We start from the raw sequence: 25,145 nt of genomic DNA, 5'->3' as shown, positions 1-25,145 counted from the left end.
CACAAAGGAATAAACTGGAAAATATTATAGCGGTTTTTTCAGGCATCCCCAAATAAAGAACATTAGGGCAGTAGCCGAAAAATTAGCTCTGGTTACGGAACACAAAATAGACACAGCCCATTAAGCAAAACATCGCCCAGACATAATCCAACTTGAATGGTTGTTTAAACAGAAAAATCATAAAGGGCACAAACACAATCAGCGTAACAACTTCTTGGGTGATTTTCATTTCGCCCAAACTCCAACCCTGTTGATTTAATAGTTTAGTTGCAGGAATCATAAAACTATATTCCAATAGAGCAATCAACCAACTAAACAAAATCGCTTGCCAAAGCGGCGCATTGTGTAAAATTTTCAGATGCCCATACCACGCCATCGTCATAAAACAGTTAGAAATGATCAACAAACATAATGCTAAAAGTGTAGGGCTCAATCGGATGTCCTTTTATAAAAATAAGGGCTGAATCATTTGCATTTGAATACATCAGAATAACGTTAAAATCACTCAATTTTAAGTTAATAACAACAACGAATTTTGACTATCTTTTCCATGTCAGCCTTGCTATCGTTGCGATTGATTTTTATTGATAACGACAATCATACACACGAGATTAGTGCTGTATGTAAAGCAGTGGAGAAGGCGCATTATGCATCTGCATATTTTGGGTATTTGTGGCACATTTATGGGGTCTTTGGCTCTACTCGCACGAGATTTAGGACATAAAGTCACAGGTTCAGATGCCAATGTTTATCCACCCATGTCGACTCAACTGGAAAATGCAGGTATTGAATTGATGCAGGGCTATGACCGTAGCCACTTGCAACCGCATCCTGATCTTGTGATCGTCGGTAATGCCATGAAACGTGGCATTGATGCCATTGAATACATGCTGAATGAAGGCCTGCCTTATATTTCTGGCCCACAGTTTTTGGCAGATCATGTCTTGCAGGGCAAGCATGTACTTGGTGTGGCGGGGACACATGGCAAAACCACAACCACGACCATGCTGGCTTGGGTGCTTGATCAAGCAGGTTTAAACCCTGGCTTTTTGATTGGTGGCGTACCGCTTGGTTTTAGTGAAAGTGCACGTTTAGGTGGTGGCAAATATTTCTGTGTAGAAGCCGATGAGTATGATTCTGCCTTCTTCGATAAGCGTTCTAAGTTCGTTCACTATCACCCTAAAACAGCGATTTTAAACAACCTTGAATTTGACCATGCCGACATCTTTGATGACCTCGCTGCCATTCAAAAACAGTTTCACCATTTAGTGCGTACCATTCCAAGTGAAGGTCGTATTATTGCGCCGATTACTGAAACCAATATTGATGAAGTGCTAGAACAGGGCTGCTGGACGCCTGTGGTTCGTACCAGTCTTGAGCCAAATGACCAAGCTGCTTTATCTGCGGAGCTGATCAGTGCTGATGGCAGTCATTTTAACGTGCTTGAACACGGTCAAGTGATTGGTGAAGTGAAATGGAACATGACAGGGCAACACAGTGTTGCCAATGCTTTAGCCACCATTGCCGCAGCTCAGCATGTCGGTGTAACGATTGAACAAGCCTGTGAAGCCTTATCCAACTTCGGTGGCGTTAAACGCCGTATGGAGCTGTTAGGTACGGTGCGTGGTATCGAAGTCTATGATGACTTTGCCCATCATCCAACCGCAATTGAAACCACGCTGGACGGCGCACGTAAACGTCTAGGCGAACGTAAACTGTGGGCGATCATTGAGCCACGCTCTAACACTATGCGTATGGGCAGCCATAAAGATGGTTTGGCACATTCTGCACGTTTAGCCGATGAAGTGATCTGGTATCAACCAGAAGGCTTGGACTGGGATTTACAGCCTGTGATTGCCGCTTCATCAAACAAGGCCGAAGTTAGCCGCTCTTTAGATGAGATCATTGCCCGTGTGGTGAATGAAGCAGGTGAGGGCGATGCTGTGGTGATCATGTCCAATGGTGGTTTTGGTGGATTACACCAAAAGTTGATTACGGCTTTGTCGTAATCTAGCCTATAGCACACTTTCGTAATTCAATCTTGTCACGGTATTTACTACCGTGACAGGCGGCATGGATGCCGCCCGTTGAGCAGGGGTTACATGGACGTACCCTCTCAAAGGATTTTTGTTACCTTGCGGAGTAAACTCCTCACCCATGAAAAGTAAGGAAACGCCTATACCCAAACAACTCGACTATTCAGCCTATATGAGGCTGTGAAATATTGCCGAATAAACATATTTATCCATGCATTTAAAATTGCAATCAACTCAGTTTATTCACCAATTTCAACGGCAGAATCTTCATTGCAATCCCCATTGGCAACCACGGCCACTGCGGCACATACGCCTTCACGGGTTCCTTCTCAATCGCTTTCACCAAAGCCTTACTTCCCGTTTTTTCATCCACTTCAAACGGTAATTTCTTCGCACCTTCATTCAATTCAGTACGAATATAGCCAGGGAAAATCGTTGAGACTTTAATTGGCGTATTCAACAACTCGGCACGAATGCCTTCCGCTAAATGTGCCACTGCTGCTTTGCTCGCAGCATAGGTCGATAAATGCTTTGGTAAACCACGCATTGCACTCATCGAGGAAATCACCACCAAATGTCCTTTATTTTGCGCCCTAAAGATTTCAACCGCAGCTTCACATTGCGCCAATGCCGAAATAAAATTGGTTTCAGCCGTAGCGCGGTTTACATCAAAATGACCCTTACCGATACGGCGACCTTCACCCACACCTGCATTGACAATAATTCGGTCAATCGTTCCAAATTCTTGCTGAAAGGCTTTAAAAACCGTAAACACATCATCGTAATGGGTCACATCAAGGGTTTTAATCTTAACCTGAATCGAAAACTGGCTTTGTAGCTCCTGTTTGAGTGTTTCCAAACGTTCCAGCCGCCGTGCACACAACGCAAGATTATAGCCTTTGGCAGCAAATTCACGCGCCATACCTGCGCCCAAACCCGAGCTTGCCCCTGTAATTAAAATGGTCTTTGCCATGCCTGCCACCTATTTTTTAAATCCATGTTAAAAGTTCAGCATCACGTGCTTTTAAATAATGATGCTCATTAAAGCTGAGTAATTGCAACCGTCCATCTGTCCAACGCAGTGTGGTAATACTGGCATTGGCAATCGACCAATTTAACGCAAAGATCTGCTTTGCATTCAAACCTAATACTTTACCTACCGCCACAGAAATCACGCCACCAGAACTAAATACGACGGCTTGACGATGCTTGGTCATATCAATACTTTCGCAAAGCGATTGCAATGCTTGCTCAACACGTGATTGAAAGCCTAACCATGTTTCATGATATTCATGGTCATATTGCGCTCCAATCCAACGATCAATCGCACCATCAAAGATTTTGGCCAGATAAGCACGTGGATTGGCCATCAATTCAACATCCTGTTTCAGCAATTCAGGCTGATTAAACCGCGGTTCATATTGAGCAAACACATGCTGATGATCAAACTCATTCCAAGCAGACTCTGTTTGCACCACAACGTCTTGAAAATTCTGAGCCAAAGCCAACTGCGCGGTTTGTTGATGACGCTGCATTGACCCAGCAATCACGAGAGGAGTATGTTTTAGGGTTTGTTTAAAAAAATCACCCACAACCTGTGCCTGTTGTTCACCTTTAGCTGAAAGCTGATCGTAGCTCGCTGCACCAAACGACGCTTGCCCATGCCGCACCAAATAAATTGTGCTCATCGTTTTAAAATATCCTGTAGTTTTGCAGCATATTCAGGAATCAATGGACGTGCTTCAGTATTGTTTTGCGCAATCAGTTTTAAGGCCCGAATATGTAAGGCATGAATCAAAATCCAAAAATCCTTAAAGGCGGGATTATCAGTTTGCTGATGGTAATAACGATAATAAATCTGTTGCGCAATCACGGCTAAACGGAACAAACCAAACACTTCATAAAAGGCCCAATTCGTTGGTTGCAAACCTGTTTTTTCCAGATAGTAATCCACCACCTGTTGACGTGTCAGCATACCTTTTAAATTGGTCGGTTGACGGCGGCTTGATTTCATCAGCGCATCATCATCCTCTTGAATCCAGTAGGCAAGGGCGCTGCCCAAATCCATCAATGGATCACCGAGTGTTGCCATTTCCCAATCCAGCACACCAATCACTTTTGTAGGTTGTTGTGGATCTAAAATGACATTATCAAAACGCCAGTCATTATGAATCACGCAAGTTTTAGCATCGGCAGGGATATGTTCCAACAACCACTCACGCACAAAAGCAAAATCAGGTACATTTGGCGTGAGTGCTTTGCTATAACGTGCATCCCAACCTTCGACTTGACGGCGACAATAACCTTCACCTTTGCCCAGTTGTTCCAATTCTGTACCTTGATACGGCACTTGATGCAACTCAATCAGCTTATCCAGCACATTCAAACACAGTTGCTGAACCTGTTGCTCATCTAACTGTAATTCTTTGGGTAGGTTGGCACGTGGAATAATGCCTTCAATCCGTTTCATCACATAGAAATCACAGCCAATTACGCTCTCGTCCTGACACAGTGCCATCATTTCGGGCAGGACAGGGTAGAACGGCGCAAGATGCTTCTGCACATTGTATTCACGTTCCATATCATGTGCTGATTTGGCTTTGGTGCCTTTCGGTGGACGGCGTAAAATTAGATCTGCATTGTCATATTGCAGGCGATAAGTCCAATTCGATGCACCCCCCGAATATTGGGTGACTTGTGCCTGTCCTTGTAGATTTATACCTTGGTCTTTTAACCACGTTTCCACTGCGGAAATATCCAGTTCTTCGCCATGCCGAACCTGACCACCCACATCAATCACTGCCATTTTCTTATATCCTTATCAACGACCATAGCCACGTTTTTTGAGTTCTAGTTTAGCAATCATGCCCTTATGTACTTCGTCTGGTCCATCAGCTAAACGTAAACTGCGTGCTTGATTAAAGAATGCAGTCAGTGGTGTATCACGTGACACACCTTCGCCGCCATGAATCTGAATCGCCATATCCACCACATTTTGCAATACGGTTGGTGCAACCACTTTGATTGCAGAAATTTCGGTGAGTGCCGCCATATTACCTAAAGTGTCCATCTTGTAAGCCGCATACAGCGTTAATAAACGGGCTTGGTCGATTTGCACACGGGCTTCTGCCACACGTTCTAAATTCCCACCCAACTTTAATAATTCTTTACCAAATGCTTTACGGGACATGCCACGATCAATCATCAACTCTAAGGCTTTTTCAGCTGCGCCAATACAACGCATACAATGATGGATTCGTCCAGGCCCTAAACGCCCTTGAGCGATTTCAAAACCTTGCCCAGCGCCGCCAATAAAGCTGCTGACGGGTACACGCACATTGTCAAAACTGACCTGTCCATGCCCATGCGGCGCATCGTAATCACCAAACACAGGCAACATTCTTTCAATCGTCACGCCTTGCGTTTCAATCGGTACTAAGACCATCGAATGTTGATGATGACGGTCTTTGCTCTCGTCAGGGGTATAAGCCATGAAGATAATCACTTTGGCATTAGGATCACCCAAGCCCGATGACCACCATTTACGCCCATTCAGGACGATTTCATCACCATCAATCACTGCCGTGGCTTGCATATTAGTGGCATCACTGGAAGCCACGGCGGGTTCAGTCATACAGAACACTGAACGGATTTCCCCTGCAAGCAAAGGTTGCAACCATTGCTGTTTTTGTGCCTCGCTACCATAGCGCCATAACACTTCCATATTGCCGCTATCAGGTGCATTACAGTTAAATACGGTGGGTGCAAGTAAGCTACGTCCAGTCAGTTCGGCAATATGCGCATATTCCTGAACCGATAAACCAGCACCCAATTCCGCATCGGGCAAAAACATATTCCATAAGCCAGCCGCTTTAGCCTTATCTTTCAATTGTTGTAATTGTTCAGGCCACTGCCACTTGGTCCAGTCACCATCCACATTGAGATGATGGACGTCATCCCAAAATACCTTTTCGATCGGTTCAATTTCTTGTTGGATAAAGGCTTTGGTTCGTGCAATAAAATCCTGTGCGCGCTCAGATAATGCAAACATCATCATTTCCCTCAAAGTAAAAATTTGGCGAAGCTTGATTCGCTGCTTTACATCACCATAAGCGAAAATTTATTATGAATGAAATGATTTTATTTTATTCAAAACTATGAATCAGATTCATAATACTAGCCCATTGGAAGTGGCTCACTTTCATCGTATTGATATTAATTTATATCCGCTGTTTATTGCGATTTTTGAACAAAAGAGCATTTCTAAAGCTGCCCAATTGTTGTGTATCAGCCAATCTGCTGTCAGTCATGCTTTACAACGTTTACGTGTACAACTTAAAGATGAGCTGTTTGTGCGTAGTGGGCAAAAAATGCTGCCTACGCCTTATGCTGAGCAGATTTATCAGCCGATTCAAATGGCTTTATTGAGTATTCAAAAAATCGCTATGCCTCAGCAAGATTTTAGGCCGAGCATGCTACAAAGTATAAAAATCGCGATTCATGATGAAATCGAACCCATTATTTTTCCTCAATTGGTCAATCACTTTGCCAAGCAAAATCTCAATATCCAGTTTTTTAGTTCTAAACTTGATCGTAAAAATATGTTGGCTGATTTGTCAGCACAACAAATCGATTTTGTGATTGACTTAGTACAACCGTATCAAGCTCATTTACAGTTTGAAAACCTGATTGAAGATTATTTTGTGGTCTGCACACAGCAAACTAAAATGAATTTATCTCTGTATTTATCATCACCGCATATTGGTGTGTCATCACGGCGTACGGGGTTATTATTAGAGGATATTTATCTCAATCGGCAACAATTGTCTCGGCAAATTTTTTTACGCTGTCAGCACTATTCGACAGCTTTACAGGTCTTAGCGCAGCACCCAAATGCAATACTGACTATCCCTCAAAGTATTCTAAAACATCTACATTATTCAACGGATTTACATATCCATGCCTTACCGATTGAACTGCCCAAAATCAGGATGGGCATGTACTGGCATGAACATGTCAAACACAACCCACGACACCAATTTTTACGGACTGAGATTTTAAAGATTTTTAATCCTGACTTATTTGGTAGAGACTTGCACATTGTTTAAGAGTATGTAATTCTATACACATCTTTGGATGTCAGCATCCATACAGAATAGTTTGACAAGGGGAGTAGCCTCCTTCAAACCTAAGGACTGAAATTTAAGTGCTTAGGTGTCAGAGCTTCGTCATTACACTTTGCAAAAAGTCGGACTCTGAGCATCGCAATCGATTTGTGATGTAGGCAAGACCTTGATCATGTTGAAACAGATGTATTTATTCATCTGGCAACTGGTCAGGGTTTTTTTATGTCCATTTGCCAGAGAGGGAGTTGTGATGGACACTATCGGTAATATATGGCTATATGCCATCTTCTTTGGCATCGTCATCGTGATGCTATTGATCGATTTTTTGGGCTTTAAACAAAAGCAAAATCAGGATGTTCCAATTAAGCAAGCGGCTTATTGGAGTATTGCTTGGGTTTCAGTTGCGGTAATGTTTGGTGGTGGTTTGTGGTTCTATTTACAACAAACTGTTGGGGTAGGTATAGCCAACCAAAAAACCATGGAATACTTTGCAGGTTATTTGTTAGAAAAATCTTTAGCGATTGACAACGTTTTTGTTTGGTTAATGATTTTCTCTGCATTTGCGATTCCTTCTGCACTGCAACGTAAAATCCTACTCTACGGCGTATTAGGTGCCATCGTATTAAGAACCATCTTTATTTTTATTGGTGCATGGTTCGTTCAAGAGTTTTCATGGGTTCTTTACATCTTCGGTGCGTTCTTGGTCTATACAGGTTTCAAATTCCTAAAAGGGCAGGATGAAGAAAGCAATATCGAAGATATCAAAACTTTAAAATGGTTACGCAAGCATATGCGTATCACGCCACAGCTTGAGGGTGAAAAATTCTTTGTTCGCCGTGATGGTTTGTTGTGGGCGACACCATTATTTTTAGTTCTGATTTTGGTTGAGGGTTCCGACGTTATCTTTGCAGTCGACTCAATTCCAGCGATTTTTGCGGTAACTAGTGACCCGTTCATTGTCCTGACTGCAAACCTGATGGCGATTCTAGGCCTACGTGCTATGTTCTTCCTGCTGGCTGGTGCCGCAACCAAACTGCATTACCTACCATATGGACTGGGCATCATCTTATTGTTTATTGGTGCAAAAATGTTACTGTTAGATGTGTTTCATATGCCAATTTGGATTTCATTGGGCTTTATCGTACTGGTACTCAGTATCACCGCTTATCTATCATTACGTCATAATAAAAAGCAGTTGCAATCTTAATCAGTTGAATTCAGGCATTTGATAAATTCAGATGCCTGAACAGTTAAATCATAAAAATAGACTGTACATTAAAAAAACAGATCAATATCATATGGCGGCTTAAAGCTTTTATCTTTCCTAATCAGAAACATAATAAAACAAGGGCTGTTCACATCAATGTCGATCAGGCCAATTAAAATGAGTGGGGTCTCATGCGTTCTAAAAAAATTAATCTTGTGGTGGTGCCATTGCTACTCACTGCATGTAGCCACAATGATGGACCTCTAGTACAAGATGTTTATAACAATCAATATGATTGTGCAACAGACTGGAATACTGAAACTTGTGAAGAAGAAAATGGCTCAGGGGGTGGAAGTTCTACTGCTGGCGTTCGCTATTACGGTGGCTTTGGTTCTGGGCGTTATTTAGGACCACAATATTATCAACATAATCGTGAAGTCTCTTTTAAAGGCAACACCTTGAGACCACATACCAATCTCAGTGTGGGACAACCTTCAATTTCAACCACTGCAAAACGCTATTCTGTATCATCACCTATTCGTGGCGGTTTCGGTCGTGGCGGCTCATCATTTGGCGGCTAATTAAAAGACTGAAACTCAAGATGAAAAGAAAAATATTACCCCCCCGCACAGACTGGCAACTTGAACACCAAAAAATTGGTTTCGATTATTTTAATTTACCATCACTGGATGGCTCAATTTACTGGTCAGAAGGAATTGCCTACGAATTTACATTGAAGCAAATTGAACAGCTTGAAGATGCAGCCAATGAACTGCATCAAATGTGTTTAGCTGTGACAAGTGATTTGATTCAGCGCGGTAACTATCCTGATTATTTCCAGATTCCAGTTGCTGCAATTCCACAAATCGAGCAGTCTTGGCGACAAAATGCGCCGATGCTTTATGGACGCTTTGACTTTGCCTATGATGGGCGCAATATCAAAATGCTGGAATACAATGCTGATACTCCCACAGGACTGTTAGAGGCATCAGTAGCACAATGGCTATGGATCGAACAAGTATCTGGGATTTCGAATCGAGATCAGTTTAACAGTATTCACGAAGACTTGATTAAGCGTTGGCGAACCATTCTACCGCGAGGAAGTCACGTGCATTTTGCAGCCTGTCAGGAGGCAGGGCGAGAGGATTGGGGCAATCTAGAATATTTAATGGATACCGCTTTTCAAGCGCATCTACAAGTTTCTGAACTTTCAATGGAAAATATTGGCTGGAATGGACAAAGTTTTGTTGATCTGAATAATCGACCCATTCAAAACCTATTCAAGTTATATCCTTGGGAATGGATTTGGGAAGAATCATTCTCTCAATATCTGAGTCCGCAATCGAATTGGATCGAACCATGTTGGAAAATGCTGCTCTCTAATAAAGCAATTTTAGTGGAGCTTTGGAAACGCTATCCAAATCACCCACTTTTAGTTGAGACTCATCATTTTGATCCCCAGCAAAAATTCTCTGGCAAATGGGTGAAAAAACCGATCTTAGCAAGGGAAGGGGCGAATATTCGAGTGTTGCAAGATGGTCAAGATCAAGGGGCTGCTTCTGGTAGTTTCTATTTTGATGACTATGATAAATATGGCTATGTAGTACAAAAATGGGTAGAGACTCCATTGTTTGCTGGTCAGTTACCCACGCTGGGTTTATGGATGGTGGGACATCAGTGTGCAGGCATGTCGATTCGTGAGGACTGCTACGACATTATTGGCAATGATGCCCATTTTGCCGCGCATTATTTTGTGGAATAGAGAAAAGACAATATTTATATGTAGAGAAATCATCTACATTTTTTATTTTTTGAAGGTAAATCTCATAATATTCTATCTTCCCCCAACGGCATGGCTGTCGCTGGTTTAGCTGTGGTATCAGGCAGGTACCATCAGCTAAAGAAAGGATTTTTTTACTTTTGATCCATCAAAAGTAAAGCGTAATTCAATATTCATCCTAATCACTCATACGCTATATCATCATAAAAGATAGACTTAAATCCTATGCGCTGCAACCCGTTTCATATAAGACACCAAACGAGTAAAAAATAAAATTTGCAGAAAAATGGTAAAAGCCGAAACACACCATTCGTACCACATTTCAAATGCGGTTTGCGCTAAACCAAAATATTGATAAACTCCCAATAAAACTAGCCCAAAAACAATTCCAAACACAGTATTTTGCATCAAAATAGGAAAGGACAACGCCGTGACCCGATTTAAGAAATGGACACCTTGATCAGCACCATTGGCTTGATAAGTCCGTTGAATCCCAATCAGCATAATCAGTAGGGTCAATGCAGCTTCAATCCCAATCACTCGAATATCAGAATAAGGCGAATACATACCGTAATAGTACACAGCACTCACGACCAATGCCGCTGCGAGATAATAGTTTTTATAATGTTGTTTACTTAGAGTATCTTCAGCCAACTCATGCGCCAAAGCTTTGGTATTCCAATAATACATGTGTATTTTTCTCAAGAAGTATCATTATTGCTGACAATTTACGTATTTACACCGAAAAGTAAAGTGAATTGATCCAATCAATTACTCATACCTCGCTCGGCTTTCTATACTTAAATTAGACGAATAATCCAGTAAAACGAGCAAAATCGAGTACAATCAATCGAAAAAAGTAAAATTGTAGGTTGTTATGACTTTGGCTACTCCCATCACTGTTATTCGTGGTCGCTTCTTAGATATTCAAAAAACTGTTGCTCAAGCAAATCAAATTGCAGATCAAGTCCGTTATCTCGAAGATGGTGTCCTCATCACGGAACAAGGCAAAATTCGCTGGTTTGGGACATGGGAAGATGCTCAAGACCATCTACCAATCAATATTGAAATTCAGCATTATCCAGAGCAACTGATCATCCCAGGCATGATCGATACGCATATTCACTTTCCACAAACGGAAATGGTCGGTGCTTACGGCGAACAACTTTTGAGCTGGTTAAACACTTATACGTTCCCAACTGAAATCCAGTTTAAAGACAAAGCTTATGCGAGCGAGATCGCCAAGTTTTTTGTGAATGAACTGCTTAAAAATGGCACAACCACTGCACTAGTATTTTGTACGGTTCATCCTGAATCAGTAGATGCTTTATTTGAAGCCGCAGAACAGCATCAGATGCGTCTAATTGCAGGTAAAGTCATGATGGATCGTCATGCACCTGAAGCCCTGTGTGATAGCGCAGACAGCAGCTATGACGACTCTAAGGCACTCATTGAGAAGTGGCATGGTCAAGGTCGTGCGTTATATGCCATCACACCACGTTTTGCTCCAACCTCTACACCTGAACAACTTGAAACAGCAGGGCAACTCAAAGCTGAATATCCTGATGCTTATGTACATACACATCTAAGCGAAAATAAAGATGAAATTGCATGGGTTAAAGATTTATTCCCAGCACAAAAGGGTTATTTAGATGTCTATCATCATTATGGCTTAACGGGCCAGCGTTCTGTATTTGCTCACTGCATTCATTTAGAAGATGATGAATGGCAATGTATGCATGAGACTGACTCTGCAATTGCGTTCTGCCCAACCTCAAATCTGTTCTTAGGTAGTGGTTTATTTCCGCTGAACAAAACATGGCAACAGCAAGTTAAAGTTGGATTGGGAACTGACGTTGGGGCAGGAACCTCTTTCAGTTTATTACAAACTGTCAATGAGGCTTACAAAGTACAACAGTTGCAGGGCGATAAATTGTCTGCCTTTGAATCGCTGTACCATGCAACAGTAGGCGGTGCAAAAGCCCTTGACCTTGATAACAAACTCGGTAACTTTAATGTAGGAAAGGAAGCTGATTTTGTGGTGTTGAACCTTAAGCCAACTGCATTGCAACAGTTGCGTCAGTCACGTTCAAAATCACTTGAAGATAGCCTATTCGCCTTATTTACCATGGGGGATGATCGAAATGTCGAGGCAACCTATATCTATGGACAAAAAGCCTATAGCCAAAGCTAAAGTTTTGAATAAACGAAAAATTGGGTGGATATTATTGGCCATCGGCGGTGCTGTGCTACTGAAACGTGACAGTACATCTGCTCAAAATGAAACATTTTCTTCATCATCAAAAGGTGCATGAAATCTGATTTTGTTTTAAAATTGCCACATTAGCTCAAGATTACGAGGTGTTGCAGGTCAACACCTTTTTTATTTTCCCTTTTTTAAGTTTTAGGAATCTACCGATGACCATTGCAATGCGCATTATGATTTCGAGCGAAGAGATTCAAGCCAAAGTCAAAGAACTTGGTGAAAAGATCAATGCACACTATGCTCAAAGTGATAAAGAGCTGGTATTGATTGGCTTACTGCGTGGCTCAGTCATTTTTATGGCAGATTTATGCCGTTCAATCGAAAAACCACACGAACTCGATTTTATGACTGTGTCTAGCTATGGTGGCGGGACGGTTTCAACCCGCGATGTCAAAATTTTAAAAGATCTTGATGGTGAGATTCACGGTAAAGATGTGCTTGTTGTTGAAGATATTATTGATTCAGGGAATACCTTGAGCAAAGTCGTTGAAATGCTCAAAACACGTAATCCAAACTCAATTGAACTTTGTACTTTGGTGAGCAAACCTTCACGCCGTGAGATTGATTTAGAAGTAAAATTCTTAGGTTTTGAAGTCGAAGATCGCTTTATTGTCGGTTACGGTTTAGATTTCAATCAAAAGTATCGTCACTTACCCTTTATCGGTGAAATCGGTCTTTGATCAATTATAAAGGCGCTTTAAAGCGCCTTTTTTATTCTAGCTTGTTAATCAAAGCACGATAAAGATTGCACAAAAATACGACATAACTCAGTAATCCACTACAGACAGAGTTAGGCTAAATCGAGCAGGATAGTAACAAACAAATACTATGGTAAAACAAGGAGAAAAGGTCATGTGGTCTCTCATTGTAGCGATTGTGGTCGGTTTTTTTGCAGGTTTAATTGCCCGTGCGTTGCATCCTGGTGAAGATAAAGCAGGATTTATTGTTACCACCTTATTAGGGATTGCAGGTTCATTATTAGCAACCTATGGCGGTCGCTTACTTGGATTATATGGTGAAAACTCAGCGGCTGGCTTTATCGCATCGGTCATTGGTGCCATTATTATTTTATTCATCTACAACTTGGTCACCAAGAAAAGTTAGAACAAAATAAATTAAAAATGCCCAAATCATTTTATTACAATGCATTGGGCATTTTTATTTATAAACCGAGTTCTTTCCAAATCATCCGAATGTCTTCAGCACTCCGCCCGCCAACCATTTTCAGACCATTGCCGAATATCAGCGTTGGCGTTCCTTCTATACCTAATTTTTTCCCTAATTCTAGATTGCGATCAATCGGATTAGTACAAGTTTTTTCTTTAGGCTGTACATTCTTCTGCAATAAGTTTTTCCACGCATAAGCTTGGTTAGGATCACACCAAATCGATTTTGAGACCGCAATCGATTGTGCTTTTAGTGGGTAGATAAACGTATAAATGGTGACATCATTGAGCTTATCCAGTTCAGCTTCTAATTTCTTACAATAGGGGCAATTCGGATCTGAAAAAATAGCGAGCTGCTGTTTACCATTGCCCTTTATCGTTTTTATTGCATCTTTTAAAGGTAATTGTTTCCAGTCAATTGAATTTTGCTTTAGAACCAAGTCCTTGGTCAGATTCTTTTGATCTTTTAAACGAACCATCGAACCAATAAAAATATGTTGGGCATTTTCATCCAAATAAATAATCTGATTGTCTAAATTGGCACTATATAGTCCTGTCATTTCTGTTGCTTGAATATTGCTAACATGAATATTGGGATATTGCTGATTTAAATTATTTTTTAAGGTTTCTACATTTGCAAAAATCATCGCAGACGTGCAACTCAATAATGAAAATAAAGCGATTCTTTTCAACATGTCTCATACTCAACTCATAATTAGCGCTATTTTAATCAGGCTTATCCTCATAAATTGCACAGCTTACTCAGTCACAACCAAAAGCCAACCAATCATCGTCATGTTTCACGTGGAACATCCTTTTTTAAAAAGTGGTTTCAAATCAAAGATAAAAAAAAGCTCGTTTTGGTAAAAAAATGACAAAAATTCTCACATTGTATTGATCTTCATATAATAAATAAAAATCAAACTAGATCGATGGGTTTATTTTTGGAATAATCCAATCACAATCAGCAAGGCAACTTTTGTAATCTCGTTCAGCGTGAATGAAAAGCCATGAAATGACTTACAGAACTTTTGAAACTTTATTTTAAAGAAACAAGGATATGTTTTCCTTTGCATGATTAGTTTTAACTTCACACTATCTGACTCAATCTAGTCTTGTCTTAAAATTTAGGTACATCCATGTATAATGCGGAATTATTAGAAGAAGCCAAAACGTTTATGTTTCATATGTTGACCAAAGTGGTTGAATATGGCGGCTCAGATTTATTCATTACAGCAGACTTTCCACCGAGTATTAAACTCCAAGGTTTAATGCGTCCTTTAGGTCAGCAAACTTTAACCCCAGAAAAAACTAAGCTATTTGCATATAGCTTAATGAATGAAAAGCAACGCCAAGAATTTGAAAATGAATGGGAATGTAATTTCGCAATTAATATTCCAGAAGTATCACGCTTTCGTGTCAATGTATTTAAGCAACAACTACAAATCGGCATGGTTATCCGAACCATTACGTCAGAAATCCCAACCTTCCAAAAGCTCAAACTCCCAGAATCATTGAAAAATGTCATGATGGAAAAACGTGGCTTAGTATTAGTCGTAGGAAGTACGGGGTCAGGTAAATCAACCTCATTAGCGGCAATGATTGATTATCGTAATGAAAATTCGGCGGGGCATATTATTACGGTTGAAGACCCCGTGGAATATGTCCATAAGCATAAGAAGTCAATGATTACCCACCGTGAAGTAGGTGTAGATTGCCACACTTGGCACCATGCCTTAAAAAATACATTGCGTCAGGCACCTGATGTCATTTTGATTGGTGAAATCCGTGATACTGAAACCATGGAACATGCCATTGCTTTTGCTGAAACTGGGCATTTATGTTTAGGAACTTTACATGCCAACAACGCCAATCAAGCATTAGATCGGATCATGAACTTCTTTCCAGATGAACGCCGTAATCAATTGCTGATGGATCTTTCATCTAATATGAAAGCGATTATTTCTCAACGCTTGATCCGTACTCAAGATGGTCAAGGTCGTCGTGCAGCCGTAGAGATTCTACTGAATACACCATTAATTGCAGAAAATATCTTAAAAGGTCAATTTCATAATCTTAAAGAAATTATGACCAAGTCTCGTGAATTAGGTATGCAAACTTTTGATCAGGCCTTGTTTGATTTATACAACGAAGGTGCAATTAGCTATGATGAAGCGTTACGTAATGCTGACTCATTGAATGAGTTACGCTTACAAATTAAGCTGAAAAGTACTCGTCAAGAAGGAGTTCCAGCTAGTGCAGCAACTTCTTTAAATATGCTGAAAGAAGACTCTGAAGAGCAAGAAATGCAAGGCATTTAAACAAAAAAAACAGCCTAAATAATAGGAATTATTTAGGCTGTTTTTTTAAAATCTAAAGATTTATATTCAATATTTTAGGAATCAATTGAAAATTTCTTCTTTAAAGCATGCCAATAACGAATCATTTTATTCTTAAAATTTATGATAGTTGCTTTAAAACCAACTTCTTTTTTCGGCTGGTGCTTTAATCTCTCTTGTAAAAGTTTTTCTTTTTCCTGAATTTCAGCAAGTTTACGTTCTTTTGCTTGTTGTTGTTCTTTAACCTTATCAGCTACAGTCTGACCTGTACCTTTGCAAGGTTTGGATTGGAATATAACAGATCCATTCTCTTTACATTGATAAACCTCTGTTTTCGCATAAATAAATGTCGAAAACATACAAAAAAACACAGTCAAAATAAAATAGTTCACGGTATATAACCTAATATTCATTTTAGAATTTAATCAGTTTATCATTACCAATTTTAAAATATATTAATTTATATTCACAAGATAAATTAAAGCTATATAAGCATAAGCAAAATAATGAAACGAATTAATAATTTTTATTAATCTAAAAAATTAATTCTTTAATTGGCATAAAATACACAATAAATTCTACAAAAAAAGCACTAAGAAGATATTCTTAATGCCTATATAAAATTTTAAACTCTTAAAAAATTACTTTCCAATACAGAATGAACCAAAAATCTTTCCGAGTAAATCATCAGCACTGAAATCACCCGTGATTTCGCCCAACGCATTTTGAGCCAGTCGCAATGATTCAGCTACAAGTTCACCTGCATTAAACACAACTAACTGCTCACGTGCTTCTGCAAGATAGCGCTGAGTACGCTTCATTGCATCTAAATGACGTGTTCGGGCGATAAAGGTGTCTTCCTCAGGTTGAAAGCCCGCATGCGCTGTAATCGCCTCTATGAGCGCCTGAACACCCATATCTTGTTTTGCGGAGACACTGATATGACGGAAGCCTTGATAATCACTTAATGTGGCATCTTGACCCGTTAAATCGCATTTATTGCCAATCAATAGCAAACGTTTTGGCTCAAGATGCTCTGAAAAATATTCATACGCCAATTGCAATGGCTCATCACCTTGATTCAAGTCATACACCAACAGCAGCAAATCGGCTTGTTCGATTTCCTTGATTGCACGACGAATCCCTTCCTGCTCCACAATATCACCCGTCTCACGTAAACCAGCAGTGTCAGTTAAGGTGATCGGCAAGCCATTTAAACTGATCTTTTCATGTAGTACATCACGAGTAGTACCTGCAATATCGGTCACAATGGCACGCTCATGCCCTGCAAGTACGTTTAACAGACTCGATTTACCCGCATTGGGCTTACCCGCGATCACCACCTGTAACCCTTCACGTAACAGCTGTCCTTGGCGTGCAGATTGCTGTACTGCCTTGACCGAATCCTGTACATCATCCAGCAAAGCTAAAATCTTGCCATCGGCAAGGAAATCAATTTCTTCTTCTGGAAAATCAATCGCAGCTTCAACATGCAAACGCAAGTGAATGAGCTTTTCTAAAACCGTATTAATTTTGGTTGAAAATGCACCTTGTAGGGAACGAACTGCCGAACGTGCAGCCGCCTGTGAGGTGGCATCAATCAAATCAGCAATCGCTTCCGCCTGTACTAAATCCATTTTGCCATTTTCGAAGGCACGCATAGAAAACTCACCCGCTTTTGCAGCAGTCGCGCCCAAATCGAGCAAACGTGCCAGCAAAGCATTCTGGATGACAGGGCCACCATGCCCCTGTAACTCCACCACATCTTCACCCGTGAACGAGTGAGGATTCTGAAAACAGAGCACAATCCCTTCGTCCATAACGGAACCATCGGCATCACAAAACTGACGGAAGCCCGCCATTCGTGCAGCAGGAAGTTTTTTCTGGGTTAGTTGCTCTGCTATTGCATAGGCTTTCGGTCCAGAAAGTCGAATCACGCCCACACCACCACGACCTAATGGGGTAGCAATCGCAGCAATTGTGGTTTGATGTTGCATGTTAAATTCACCTAAAAAAACACGAGGGTTATGAAACAGGAACCCTAAATACAGACAAAGAAAAATCCGCCTAAGATTACCATCTTAAGCGGATTTATTCAGTAAAAGTTCGAACTTAAGCGCTCGGCTCAACCTTGTTGAGACGGTCTTTCTCGACACCTTTGTTAATAAACCATTGTTGTAAAATGGTAATACTATTGTTGACGATCCAGTAAAGCACGAGGCCCGCAGGGAAGAACAACATGAATACCGTAAACATGATTGGCATGATACGGAACACTTTTGCCTGCATTGGATCAGTCGGTTGTGGGTTCAGCATTTGCTGAACATACATGGTCACACCCATGATCAACGGCAAGATAAACCATGGATCCATCGCAGATAAATCTTGAATCCAACCTAACCACGGTGCATGACGAAGTTCAACGGATTCCATCAACACCCAGTACAAGGCTAAGAAAATCGGCATTTGTAGCAATAACGGCAAGCAACCAGACAATGGATTGACTTGTTCACGCTTATATAAGGCCATCATTTCTTGTGAGAAACGCATACGGTCTTCACCAAATTCTTCTTTCATACGTTGCATTTCTGGTGCAATCACACGCATTTTCGCCATCGAACGATAACTTTTTGAAGAAAGTGGCCATAAAATCAACTTCACCAAGATCGTCAATAAGATAATTGACCATCCCCAGTTACCAACAAGATTATGGAAGAATTGCAAGCCCAGGAACAATAACTTGGCAATTGGCCATAACCAACCGTAATCTACAGTTTGGTTTAAACCAGCAGCTAAATCTTTGAGTTCAGACTGAATTTTTGGGCCAGAATAAAGTTGTGCATCCACTTCCATTGACGTACCCGCAGGTACATTGATCACTGGAGAGGTGAAGCCCATGATATTCATGCCATCAGCAGACTGACGCGATTCCAGCTTGGCAGTATAAGGTTGGCCATCAGCCTGAGTCAGTTTTAAATTCCCAGGAATCCAAGCACTGACAAAATAATGCTGAACCATGGCCACCCAGCCACCTTTCGCTTCGACATTCAGTTTTTCATCATTGAAATTCGCAAATTTCAACTTGTTATAATGCTCCTCTGGCGTGCCCCATGCACCCCCAAGATAAGTTCCCAAAGTAAAGATACCTTGAGAAGATTTACCTGGATCATCAGAATTGTCACGCTTTAACTGACCAAACATTTGGCCTTGCCAGTTTTGCTGACTACGGTTAACAACCTGATGTTTCACTGTAATTGGGTAATCACCTTGCGTGAAGGTGAACGACTTAATCACTTCCACACCTTCAGGTGTTTTAAATACCAATGGCACAGTCAACACTTGATGTGTCTTACCATCTTTTGCTGCAACGCTCTTCGCATCTGCCAAAGTATACGCTGTTTTTTCAACATCATACATTGGACGGCCGCTACGGCTGCTATCTGGTCCATTTAAACCAATTAAACCAGATTGAGCGACATAAGTACGTTTCGCATCACTTTCCAGCATGACAAACGGCTTATCGCTGTCTTTGCTTTCATCATGGCTTAACAATTCAATACGGACAATATCACCACCTTTTGGATTGATCCACAGGTGATAAAGATCAGTTTGTACTGAAATCAGTTGCTGACTCACAGATGTATTATGCTCTGTGGTTTGTGATGCAGTCACATTTGCTTGTGGCAAGTCTGAAGCCGCTGTTGCATTTTGAGCGTTTGGCAAATCTGCAGATACTTCATGTGCAGTCACAGCCGCCGCTTGTTGTTGCGGTGCCGGTGCAGCATGACCATAATCTTTTTGCCAAGCCAAAATAAGCAAATATGCGGTAACAAACATGGCTCCAAGAATTGCAAATCTGGCCCATTGTTGCATATCTATAATCCCAAATGGTTAGAGAGATTTTGCTTGAATAAACGATCACGAAAGGGTACAGCAACGTGATGCATTTGAGAATCTATTTGATGAAACGAAATAAAACGAACTGCTTTGCGTGGTACTGGATCGTAGCCTGAGCCACCCCAAGGATGACAACGGCAAATTCGTTTAGTCGATAACCAGACACCTTTGACCGCCCCATGTGTTTGCAATGCTTCAATCGCATATTGCGAGCAAGTAGGAATATAGCGACAACGAGGACCTAATAATGGACTAATAGCAATCTGGTAACATCTTATCAACCAATGTAGTAATCGTACCATTGGAGATCTCTAATTTTGTGAGGATGTTATAACAGCTTTTGAATGCTTTTTTGCTAAGCGTTGTAATTTTTGCCAAGCAAACTCTAATTGTTGATGTAATTCTTGATTTGCGATTGCTTCTATACCAACTTTAGGCATCACCACAATATCGATATCAGCATTAAATTGCACTTTGTGTAAGCGAAAGCTCTCCCGAGCAAGACGTTTTATTCGATTTCGTTCATGAGCACGACGTACTTTCTTTTTAGCAACGACAATACCCAAACGGCTATTTGGCTGTTCGGTTAATTTTGCTAAAAAAAGGAAATGGGGCTGGTGCACTTTAAAAAGTGCACCATCAAATACACTTTTGTAATCAGCGGCACAACGAATACGAGATTCAATGCCGAAACTGTAAAGTGCCATCACCCAAATCTGGTCAGCTTAACAGTATTAAACAGTTAAGCTATGACGACCTTTTGCACGACGACGAGCTAAAACTTGACGACCTGCTTTAGTAGCCATACGAGCGCGGAAACCATGAACGCGTTTACGCTTTAATTCAGATGGTTGGAAAGTACGTTTCATATCGAAACTCCCAAAATGATCTTTCTATAAAGGTCCGCGATTTTATTGTGCAATGTTTACGCTGTCAATGGAAAATCAAAAACTTTACATTTTGTTTGTTCTGTTTTGGAGCAATAAAACACCTAGCAAATATCTCACATGATGGAAAACAAAAAATATACACAAGCTATCCCTTTATATTATATCAATATTCAACTATATTCACAGCTTACAGACAGGCTTATCAACAACCCGTCTCATGATTTAAATTTAATTCTTGGATTTTGAATTTAAATTTCGATATGCTTAGTTATCCACAACCCAACCCAATCTTATAAGTAAATTCAAATTTTAAAATTTAAATTTATTCTTATTAGGATGCATTTTTTCTGTGGAAATTGATGTTTTTATACGGTTAAACAAGGATTTACTTTGTGGATAACTATGTTTTTATTAATTTTATAAATTGTGGATAACTTTAGCACTAAAACTATCCACAGCTTGTGCAAAAAGTTATGCACAAGTGGTTTTAAATTTAAATTTATAATCAAATGCTTTCTTTTTCGGCAAAAGTCTCATAAATTTGCCTGACAGATGTGGATAACTTGGTTAGAATGGCGACCCCTTCGAAAGATGGGATTGGTGGTTTCTTTATTTTTGAATTTAAAATGGATATTAGGGGATGCACATGCTCTGGACAGACTGCTTAACTCGCTTGCGACAAGAGCTCTCTGACAACGTCTTTGCGATGTGGATTCGTCCTTTGGTTGCTGAAGAAGTTGACGGTGTGATGCGTTTATATGCACCTAATCCATATTGGACACGTTATATTCAAGACAACCATTTAGAGTTAATTTCAATTCTTGCTGAGCAATTATCGGAAGGTCGAGTACGTCAGGTTGAAATCTTGGTTGATTCGCGTCCAGGTACTATTTTGTCTTCTCATGAGCAACCTGCAACCACGACCGCGGCTTTAGGTAACACTTCAACCACTCCAATCGTTCCTATTAAAGCTAAGAAAGAAACTGATTTGGTGCAACCAAGTCAAAGTGTCGCGAAAATACCAAAGAAAAGACAACTCAACCCATTATTTACATTCTCTTTATTTGTTGAAGGTCGTTCTAACCAAATGGCTGCTGAGACTTGCCGTAAGGTATTAACCCAATTAGGCGCATCTCAGCACAATCCTTTATTTTTATATGGTCCAACAGGTTTGGGTAAAACACACTTGATGCAAGCCGTAGGGAATGCACTTTTACAAGCCAAACCGAATGCACGTGTCATGTATATGACCTCGGAAAGTTTTGTACAAGACTTTGTCAGTTCATTGCAGAAAGGTAAGGTTGAAGAGTTTAAGAAAAATTGTCGTTCTTTAGATTTATTGTTGGTTGATGATATTCATTTGCTTGCTGGTAAAGAAGCAAGCCTTGTTGAATTCTTTTATACATTCAATGCTTTACTGGATGAATCTAAACAAATTATTTTAACCTCAGACCGTTATCCAAAAGAACTCACGGAATTGGATCCGCGTTTGGTTTCTCGATTCTCTTGGGGATTATCTGTTGGTGTTGAGCCACCAGATATTGAAACACGTATCGAAATTTTGCTAAAAAAAGCTGAAAATAGTGGGGTAGATTTGCCACGAAATTGTGCTTTATTCATTGCACAACAAGTGGTCGCAAACGTTCGTGAACTTGAAGGTGCCCTCAATAAGGTGGTGGCTATCTCACGTTTTAAAGGCACTGCGATTGATTTGGATGTGGTGCGTGAGTCATTAAAAGATGTTTTAGCGATTCGTGCACGCACCATTAGTGTGGAAAATATTCAGCGCGTCGTCAGTGAATATTTCCGTATCCCATTAAAAGAATTAATTGGACCTAAGCGCACCCGTATTTATGCACGTCCACGCCAATTAGCGATGGGGCTAGCCCGAGAGCTGACAGGGGATAGTTTTCCTGAGATTGGAATGGCATTTGGTGGCCGTGATCATAGTACCGTGATGCATGCCTGCGAAAAAGTGGTCAGCTTGCGCGAACAAGATCCAATTTTTAATGAAGATTATAAAAACTTACTTCGTCTGTTACAAAGTTAATCTATTTTTCAGAGTTGCAAACTACTTTTAAGTGCAGCATAGTACACTGCTAACATTCATATCAGCTTCTGTTGTAAGAGGAATAAAATCGTGCGTTTGAAAATCGCTAAAGAAAGTTTAGTCAATGTTTTATCACATGTGGTGGGGGCTGTTGAGCGTCGCCATACCTTGAATATTCTTTCAAATGTCAAAATTCAAACCACTCAACAGGCCTTAACGATTACGGGTTCTGATTTAGAAGTTGAATTAGTCGCAAGCACAACTTTATCTGAAGGTGCTTGTTTAGAGGTAGGTGAAACAACCGTTCCTGCACGTAAACTCGTTGAAATCTGTAAATCCCTTCCGACAGCAGCCTTGATTGATTTGCAAATAACAGAAGACCAACGCTGTATTTTAAAATCAGGCAATAGCCGTTTCGTATTAGGTACCCTTCCAGCAGAAGATTATCCATTACTCACGACTGACAATAGTCAAGGTACTCAGGTTCAAGTCACTCAGCGTGAATTAAAACGTTTATTTGAAAAAACAGCCTTTGCGATGGCGGTTCAAGATGTACGTTTTTACTTAACTGGTACTTTGTTGGAAATTGATCAAAATCAATTGCGTACAGTAACAACAGATGGTCATCGTTTAGCTTTGTGTGAAGTTGTTGCTTCATCAACTGCATCGGCACCGATTCAAGCGATCGTACCTCGTAAAGCGGTTGGAGAGTTACAACGTTTACTGAGTATTGAAGACGAACAGTTGACTGTGTTGATTGGACGTGAATTGTTGAATGTCACCATCAATACGCCAAGCCGTGATAAAGAGCAGGGCGATATTACCGTGCGTTTCACCACTAAACTAATTGATGGAAAGTTCCCTGATTATCGCCGTGTGATTCCTAAAAATGGTGACAAGCATGTCTTTATTGCTCATGATGTCTTTAAGCAATCTTTACAACGTGTTGCTATTTTAAGTAATGAAAAACTTCGTGGTGTTTTCTTGAATTTTAATCAAGATTCATTGCAGTTGCGTGCCAATAACCCAGAACAAGATGAGGCGGTTGAAGATATTGCAATTCAATATCAAGATTCACCTTTAGAAATGTCATTTAATGCGCAATATATCCTTGAAGTACTTGGTGTGCTGGATGGTGATGACGTGAAAATGAGCATGAGTGAAGCCAATCAGTCGGTGCTTATTCAAGATCCAGCGCATCCTGATCAAACTTATGTCGTGATGCCAATGCGAGTTTAATGAAGATTGATGTTTGAGTTTTAAAGCATGCAAATCACGCGTTTAAATATCGAACGTGTACGTAATTTAAAAACGGTTGCACTCCATGAGTTGCAACCGTTTAATATTTTTTACGGCGCAAATGGTTCTGGAAAAACGTCAGTTCTAGAGGCTATTCATTTACTGGCAACAGGGCGTTCATTTCGCACCCATATTCCAAAACATTACATTCAATATGAAGCCGGCGATGCGATTGTTTTTGCGCAATCTGCCACTGAACGTATTGGCATGCAGAAGCTGGCTTCGGGCGAACACGTGATTAAGGTCAATGGCGATACCATTGCGACTCAAGGTCAACTGGCAAAATTATTACCTTTACAGCATATCGATCCACAAAGTACCGATATTATTGATCATGGCGCAAAGCCAAGACGACAGTTATTAGACTGGTTAATGTTCCACGTGGAACCTGAATTCTATTTTGCATGGCAGTATTATTCTCGCGCACTCAAACAACGGAATAGTTTACTCAAAACACGGCGTAATCTGACTTTGGCTGATTTAGAGCCTTGGAATAAAATGCTCAGTGATTATGGTGAAATGTTGCATTCACAGCGGGTCAGTATTGTTGAGCAATGGAACCAATTTTTCCATGAAGATTTAAAAATACTGCTACCTAATCTTGAGATAGAACTGGAATACAATCCTGGTTTTCATACTGAGCAAGGTCTATTGCAAGACTTGGTTCAGCAGCATCAAAAAGATCTGGATCGGCGTTATACTGAGTATGGTCCGCATCGTGCTGATTTACGGTTAAAAACACCTTTTGGCAATGCGGATGATGTACTCTCTCGTGGGCAAAAAAAGTTGTTAATCATGGCATTAAAACTGTCACAAATTGCAATGCTGCATGCGAGTAATAAGGAAACTGTGGTATTATTAGATGATCTGACAGCAGAGTTAGATGAGACCGCACAACAACGGTTAATTGAGCGATTGAGTCAGTTAGGAAGTCAAGTTTTTATGACCACCTTAGACCATGCGTCGGTATTAAAACACTTACAGGATTTGTCGATTTCTTTTCAATTGTTCCATGTTGTTCACGGTCAAGTCAGTCTTGCTGCACCATAATTTTATTTCCTCATTTTTGGATAGATTAATATTTACTAG

Annotated in this window: 25 protein-coding genes; 12 read left to right on the top strand and 13 right to left on the bottom strand. The window is 40.5% G+C overall.

Annotated features, from left to right (window positions below):
- Positions 1–82 precede the first annotated feature (82 nt).
- Positions 83–382 carry a DMT family protein gene (locus tag CDG59_RS12010; RefSeq protein ID WP_249571318.1) on the bottom strand — a complete coding sequence of 100 codons (300 nt, stop codon included), beginning with the start codon at positions 380–382 and terminating at the stop codon, positions 83–85.
- A 265-nt stretch (positions 383–647) separates the two neighbouring features.
- Between CDG59_RS12010 and mpl the strand changes: the two genes are divergently transcribed.
- Positions 648–2,009, top strand: a complete 1,362-nt coding sequence (gene mpl, locus CDG59_RS12005) for a UDP-N-acetylmuramate:L-alanyl-gamma-D-glutamyl-meso-diaminopimelate ligase (protein ID WP_087545549.1) — start codon at positions 648–650, stop codon at positions 2,007–2,009.
- Positions 2,010–2,265: 256 nt separating this feature from the next.
- Here the strand turns inward: mpl and CDG59_RS12000 are convergent, their stop codons facing one another.
- The 4 genes from CDG59_RS12000 to CDG59_RS11985 are packed head-to-tail and all read right to left on the bottom strand — an operon-like array spanning position 2,266 to position 6,087.
- Positions 2,266–3,009, bottom strand: coding sequence for an SDR family oxidoreductase (locus tag CDG59_RS12000; protein WP_087545548.1), 744 nt, complete (start codon positions 3,007–3,009; stop codon positions 2,266–2,268).
- Positions 3,010–3,025: 16 nt separating this feature from the next.
- On the bottom strand, positions 3,026–3,724 hold the full coding sequence (locus CDG59_RS11995; protein ID WP_087545547.1) for a histidine phosphatase family protein: 699 nt from the start codon (positions 3,722–3,724) through the stop codon (positions 3,026–3,028).
- Positions 3,721–4,842 (bottom strand): phosphotransferase family protein, encoded by a 1,122-nt coding sequence (locus CDG59_RS11990; RefSeq protein WP_087545546.1) that lies wholly within the window; start codon positions 4,840–4,842, stop codon positions 3,721–3,723. The genes CDG59_RS11995 and CDG59_RS11990 overlap by 4 nt, the downstream gene beginning before the upstream one ends.
- A gap of 15 nt (positions 4,843–4,857) precedes the next feature.
- On the bottom strand, positions 4,858–6,087 hold the full coding sequence (locus CDG59_RS11985; protein WP_162620845.1) for an acyl-CoA dehydrogenase family protein: 1,230 nt from the start codon (positions 6,085–6,087) through the stop codon (positions 4,858–4,860).
- Between the two features lie 106 nt (positions 6,088–6,193).
- Here CDG59_RS11985 and CDG59_RS11980 point away from each other — a divergent pair, with 106 nt between their 5' ends.
- From CDG59_RS11980 to CDG59_RS11965, 4 genes are all read left to right on the top strand, one after another.
- Entirely contained in the window at positions 6,194–7,144 is a 951-nt protein-coding gene (locus tag CDG59_RS11980; RefSeq protein WP_087545545.1) for a LysR family transcriptional regulator, read from the top strand.
- A 268-nt stretch (positions 7,145–7,412) separates the two neighbouring features.
- A complete protein-coding gene (locus tag CDG59_RS11975; RefSeq protein WP_087545543.1) occupies positions 7,413–8,369 on the top strand; it encodes a TerC family protein in 957 nt (318 codons plus the stop codon).
- 191 nt (positions 8,370–8,560) lie between these two features.
- The gene (locus CDG59_RS11970; RefSeq protein ID WP_087545542.1) at positions 8,561–8,950 is read left to right on the top strand and encodes a hypothetical protein; all 390 of its coding nucleotides are present in this window, start codon (positions 8,561–8,563) and stop codon (positions 8,948–8,950) included.
- Between the two features lie 20 nt (positions 8,951–8,970).
- Positions 8,971–10,131 carry a glutathionylspermidine synthase family protein gene (locus tag CDG59_RS11965; protein ID WP_087545541.1) on the top strand — a complete coding sequence of 387 codons (1,161 nt, stop codon included), beginning with the start codon at positions 8,971–8,973 and terminating at the stop codon, positions 10,129–10,131.
- A gap of 234 nt (positions 10,132–10,365) precedes the next feature.
- Here CDG59_RS11965 and CDG59_RS11960 read toward each other — a convergent pair whose 3' ends face one another.
- Positions 10,366–10,839 carry a hypothetical protein gene (locus CDG59_RS11960; protein WP_087545540.1) on the bottom strand — a complete coding sequence of 158 codons (474 nt, stop codon included), beginning with the start codon at positions 10,837–10,839 and terminating at the stop codon, positions 10,366–10,368.
- Between the two features lie 187 nt (positions 10,840–11,026).
- Between CDG59_RS11960 and guaD the strand changes: the two genes are divergently transcribed.
- From guaD to CDG59_RS11945, 3 genes are all read left to right on the top strand, one after another.
- Complete coding sequence (gene guaD, locus CDG59_RS11955) at positions 11,027–12,343, top strand: guanine deaminase (RefSeq protein WP_087545539.1); 1,317 nt, start codon at positions 11,027–11,029, stop codon at positions 12,341–12,343.
- A gap of 224 nt (positions 12,344–12,567) precedes the next feature.
- Positions 12,568–13,095: a hypoxanthine phosphoribosyltransferase gene (hpt, locus tag CDG59_RS11950; RefSeq protein ID WP_087545538.1), complete on the top strand. Its 528-nt coding sequence runs from the start codon at positions 12,568–12,570 to the stop codon at positions 13,093–13,095.
- 172 nt (positions 13,096–13,267) lie between these two features.
- On the top strand, positions 13,268–13,519 hold the full coding sequence (locus tag CDG59_RS11945; RefSeq protein ID WP_004660536.1) for a GlsB/YeaQ/YmgE family stress response membrane protein: 252 nt from the start codon (positions 13,268–13,270) through the stop codon (positions 13,517–13,519).
- Between the two features lie 58 nt (positions 13,520–13,577).
- Here CDG59_RS11945 and CDG59_RS11940 read toward each other — a convergent pair whose 3' ends face one another.
- Positions 13,578–14,276, bottom strand: coding sequence for a DsbC family protein (locus CDG59_RS11940; protein ID WP_087545536.1), 699 nt, complete (start codon positions 14,274–14,276; stop codon positions 13,578–13,580).
- Between the two features lie 444 nt (positions 14,277–14,720).
- On the opposite strand from CDG59_RS11940, the gene CDG59_RS11935 reads away from it, so the two are divergent.
- The gene (locus CDG59_RS11935; protein WP_087545535.1) at positions 14,721–15,902 is read left to right on the top strand and encodes a PilT/PilU family type 4a pilus ATPase; all 1,182 of its coding nucleotides are present in this window, start codon (positions 14,721–14,723) and stop codon (positions 15,900–15,902) included.
- Positions 15,903–15,976: 74 nt separating this feature from the next.
- On the opposite strand, the gene CDG59_RS11930 is transcribed toward CDG59_RS11935, so the two are convergent.
- The 6 genes from CDG59_RS11930 to rpmH form a co-directional block, all read right to left on the bottom strand.
- Entirely contained in the window at positions 15,977–16,312 is a 336-nt protein-coding gene (locus tag CDG59_RS11930; protein ID WP_227519063.1) for a hypothetical protein, read from the bottom strand.
- Positions 16,313–16,561: 249 nt separating this feature from the next.
- Positions 16,562–17,917, bottom strand: coding sequence for a tRNA uridine-5-carboxymethylaminomethyl(34) synthesis GTPase MnmE (gene mnmE, locus CDG59_RS11925; RefSeq protein ID WP_087545533.1), 1,356 nt, complete (start codon positions 17,915–17,917; stop codon positions 16,562–16,564).
- A gap of 115 nt (positions 17,918–18,032) precedes the next feature.
- The gene (gene yidC, locus CDG59_RS11920; protein ID WP_087545532.1) at positions 18,033–19,793 is read right to left on the bottom strand and encodes a membrane protein insertase YidC; all 1,761 of its coding nucleotides are present in this window, start codon (positions 19,791–19,793) and stop codon (positions 18,033–18,035) included.
- A 2-nt stretch (positions 19,794–19,795) separates the two neighbouring features.
- Positions 19,796–20,119 (bottom strand): membrane protein insertion efficiency factor YidD, encoded by a 324-nt coding sequence (yidD, locus tag CDG59_RS11915; RefSeq protein ID WP_004656856.1) that lies wholly within the window; start codon positions 20,117–20,119, stop codon positions 19,796–19,798.
- A 9-nt stretch (positions 20,120–20,128) separates the two neighbouring features.
- Positions 20,129–20,524 carry a ribonuclease P protein component gene (gene rnpA / locus CDG59_RS11910; protein WP_004675434.1) on the bottom strand — a complete coding sequence of 132 codons (396 nt, stop codon included), beginning with the start codon at positions 20,522–20,524 and terminating at the stop codon, positions 20,129–20,131.
- Between the two features lie 27 nt (positions 20,525–20,551).
- On the bottom strand, positions 20,552–20,686 hold the full coding sequence (rpmH, locus tag CDG59_RS11905) for a 50S ribosomal protein L34 (RefSeq protein WP_000831329.1): 135 nt from the start codon (positions 20,684–20,686) through the stop codon (positions 20,552–20,554).
- A gap of 667 nt (positions 20,687–21,353) precedes the next feature.
- Here rpmH and dnaA point away from each other — a divergent pair.
- From dnaA to recF, 3 genes are all read left to right on the top strand, one after another.
- Positions 21,354–22,757, top strand: coding sequence for a chromosomal replication initiator protein DnaA (dnaA, locus tag CDG59_RS11900; RefSeq protein WP_005158907.1), 1,404 nt, complete (start codon positions 21,354–21,356; stop codon positions 22,755–22,757).
- Positions 22,758–22,847: 90 nt separating this feature from the next.
- Positions 22,848–23,996, top strand: coding sequence for a DNA polymerase III subunit beta (dnaN, locus tag CDG59_RS11895; RefSeq protein ID WP_087545531.1), 1,149 nt, complete (start codon positions 22,848–22,850; stop codon positions 23,994–23,996).
- A 27-nt stretch (positions 23,997–24,023) separates the two neighbouring features.
- Positions 24,024–25,106 (top strand): DNA replication/repair protein RecF, encoded by a 1,083-nt coding sequence (recF, locus tag CDG59_RS11890; RefSeq protein WP_087545529.1) that lies wholly within the window; start codon positions 24,024–24,026, stop codon positions 25,104–25,106.
- Positions 25,107–25,145 lie beyond the last annotated feature (39 nt).

The organism is Acinetobacter sp. WCHA29 (genome assembly GCF_002165335.1).
Lineage (GTDB): Bacteria > Pseudomonadota > Gammaproteobacteria > Pseudomonadales > Moraxellaceae > Acinetobacter.
The sequence above is the reverse complement of the archived record's forward strand: the minus strand, read 5'-3'. Positions and strand labels throughout refer to the sequence as shown.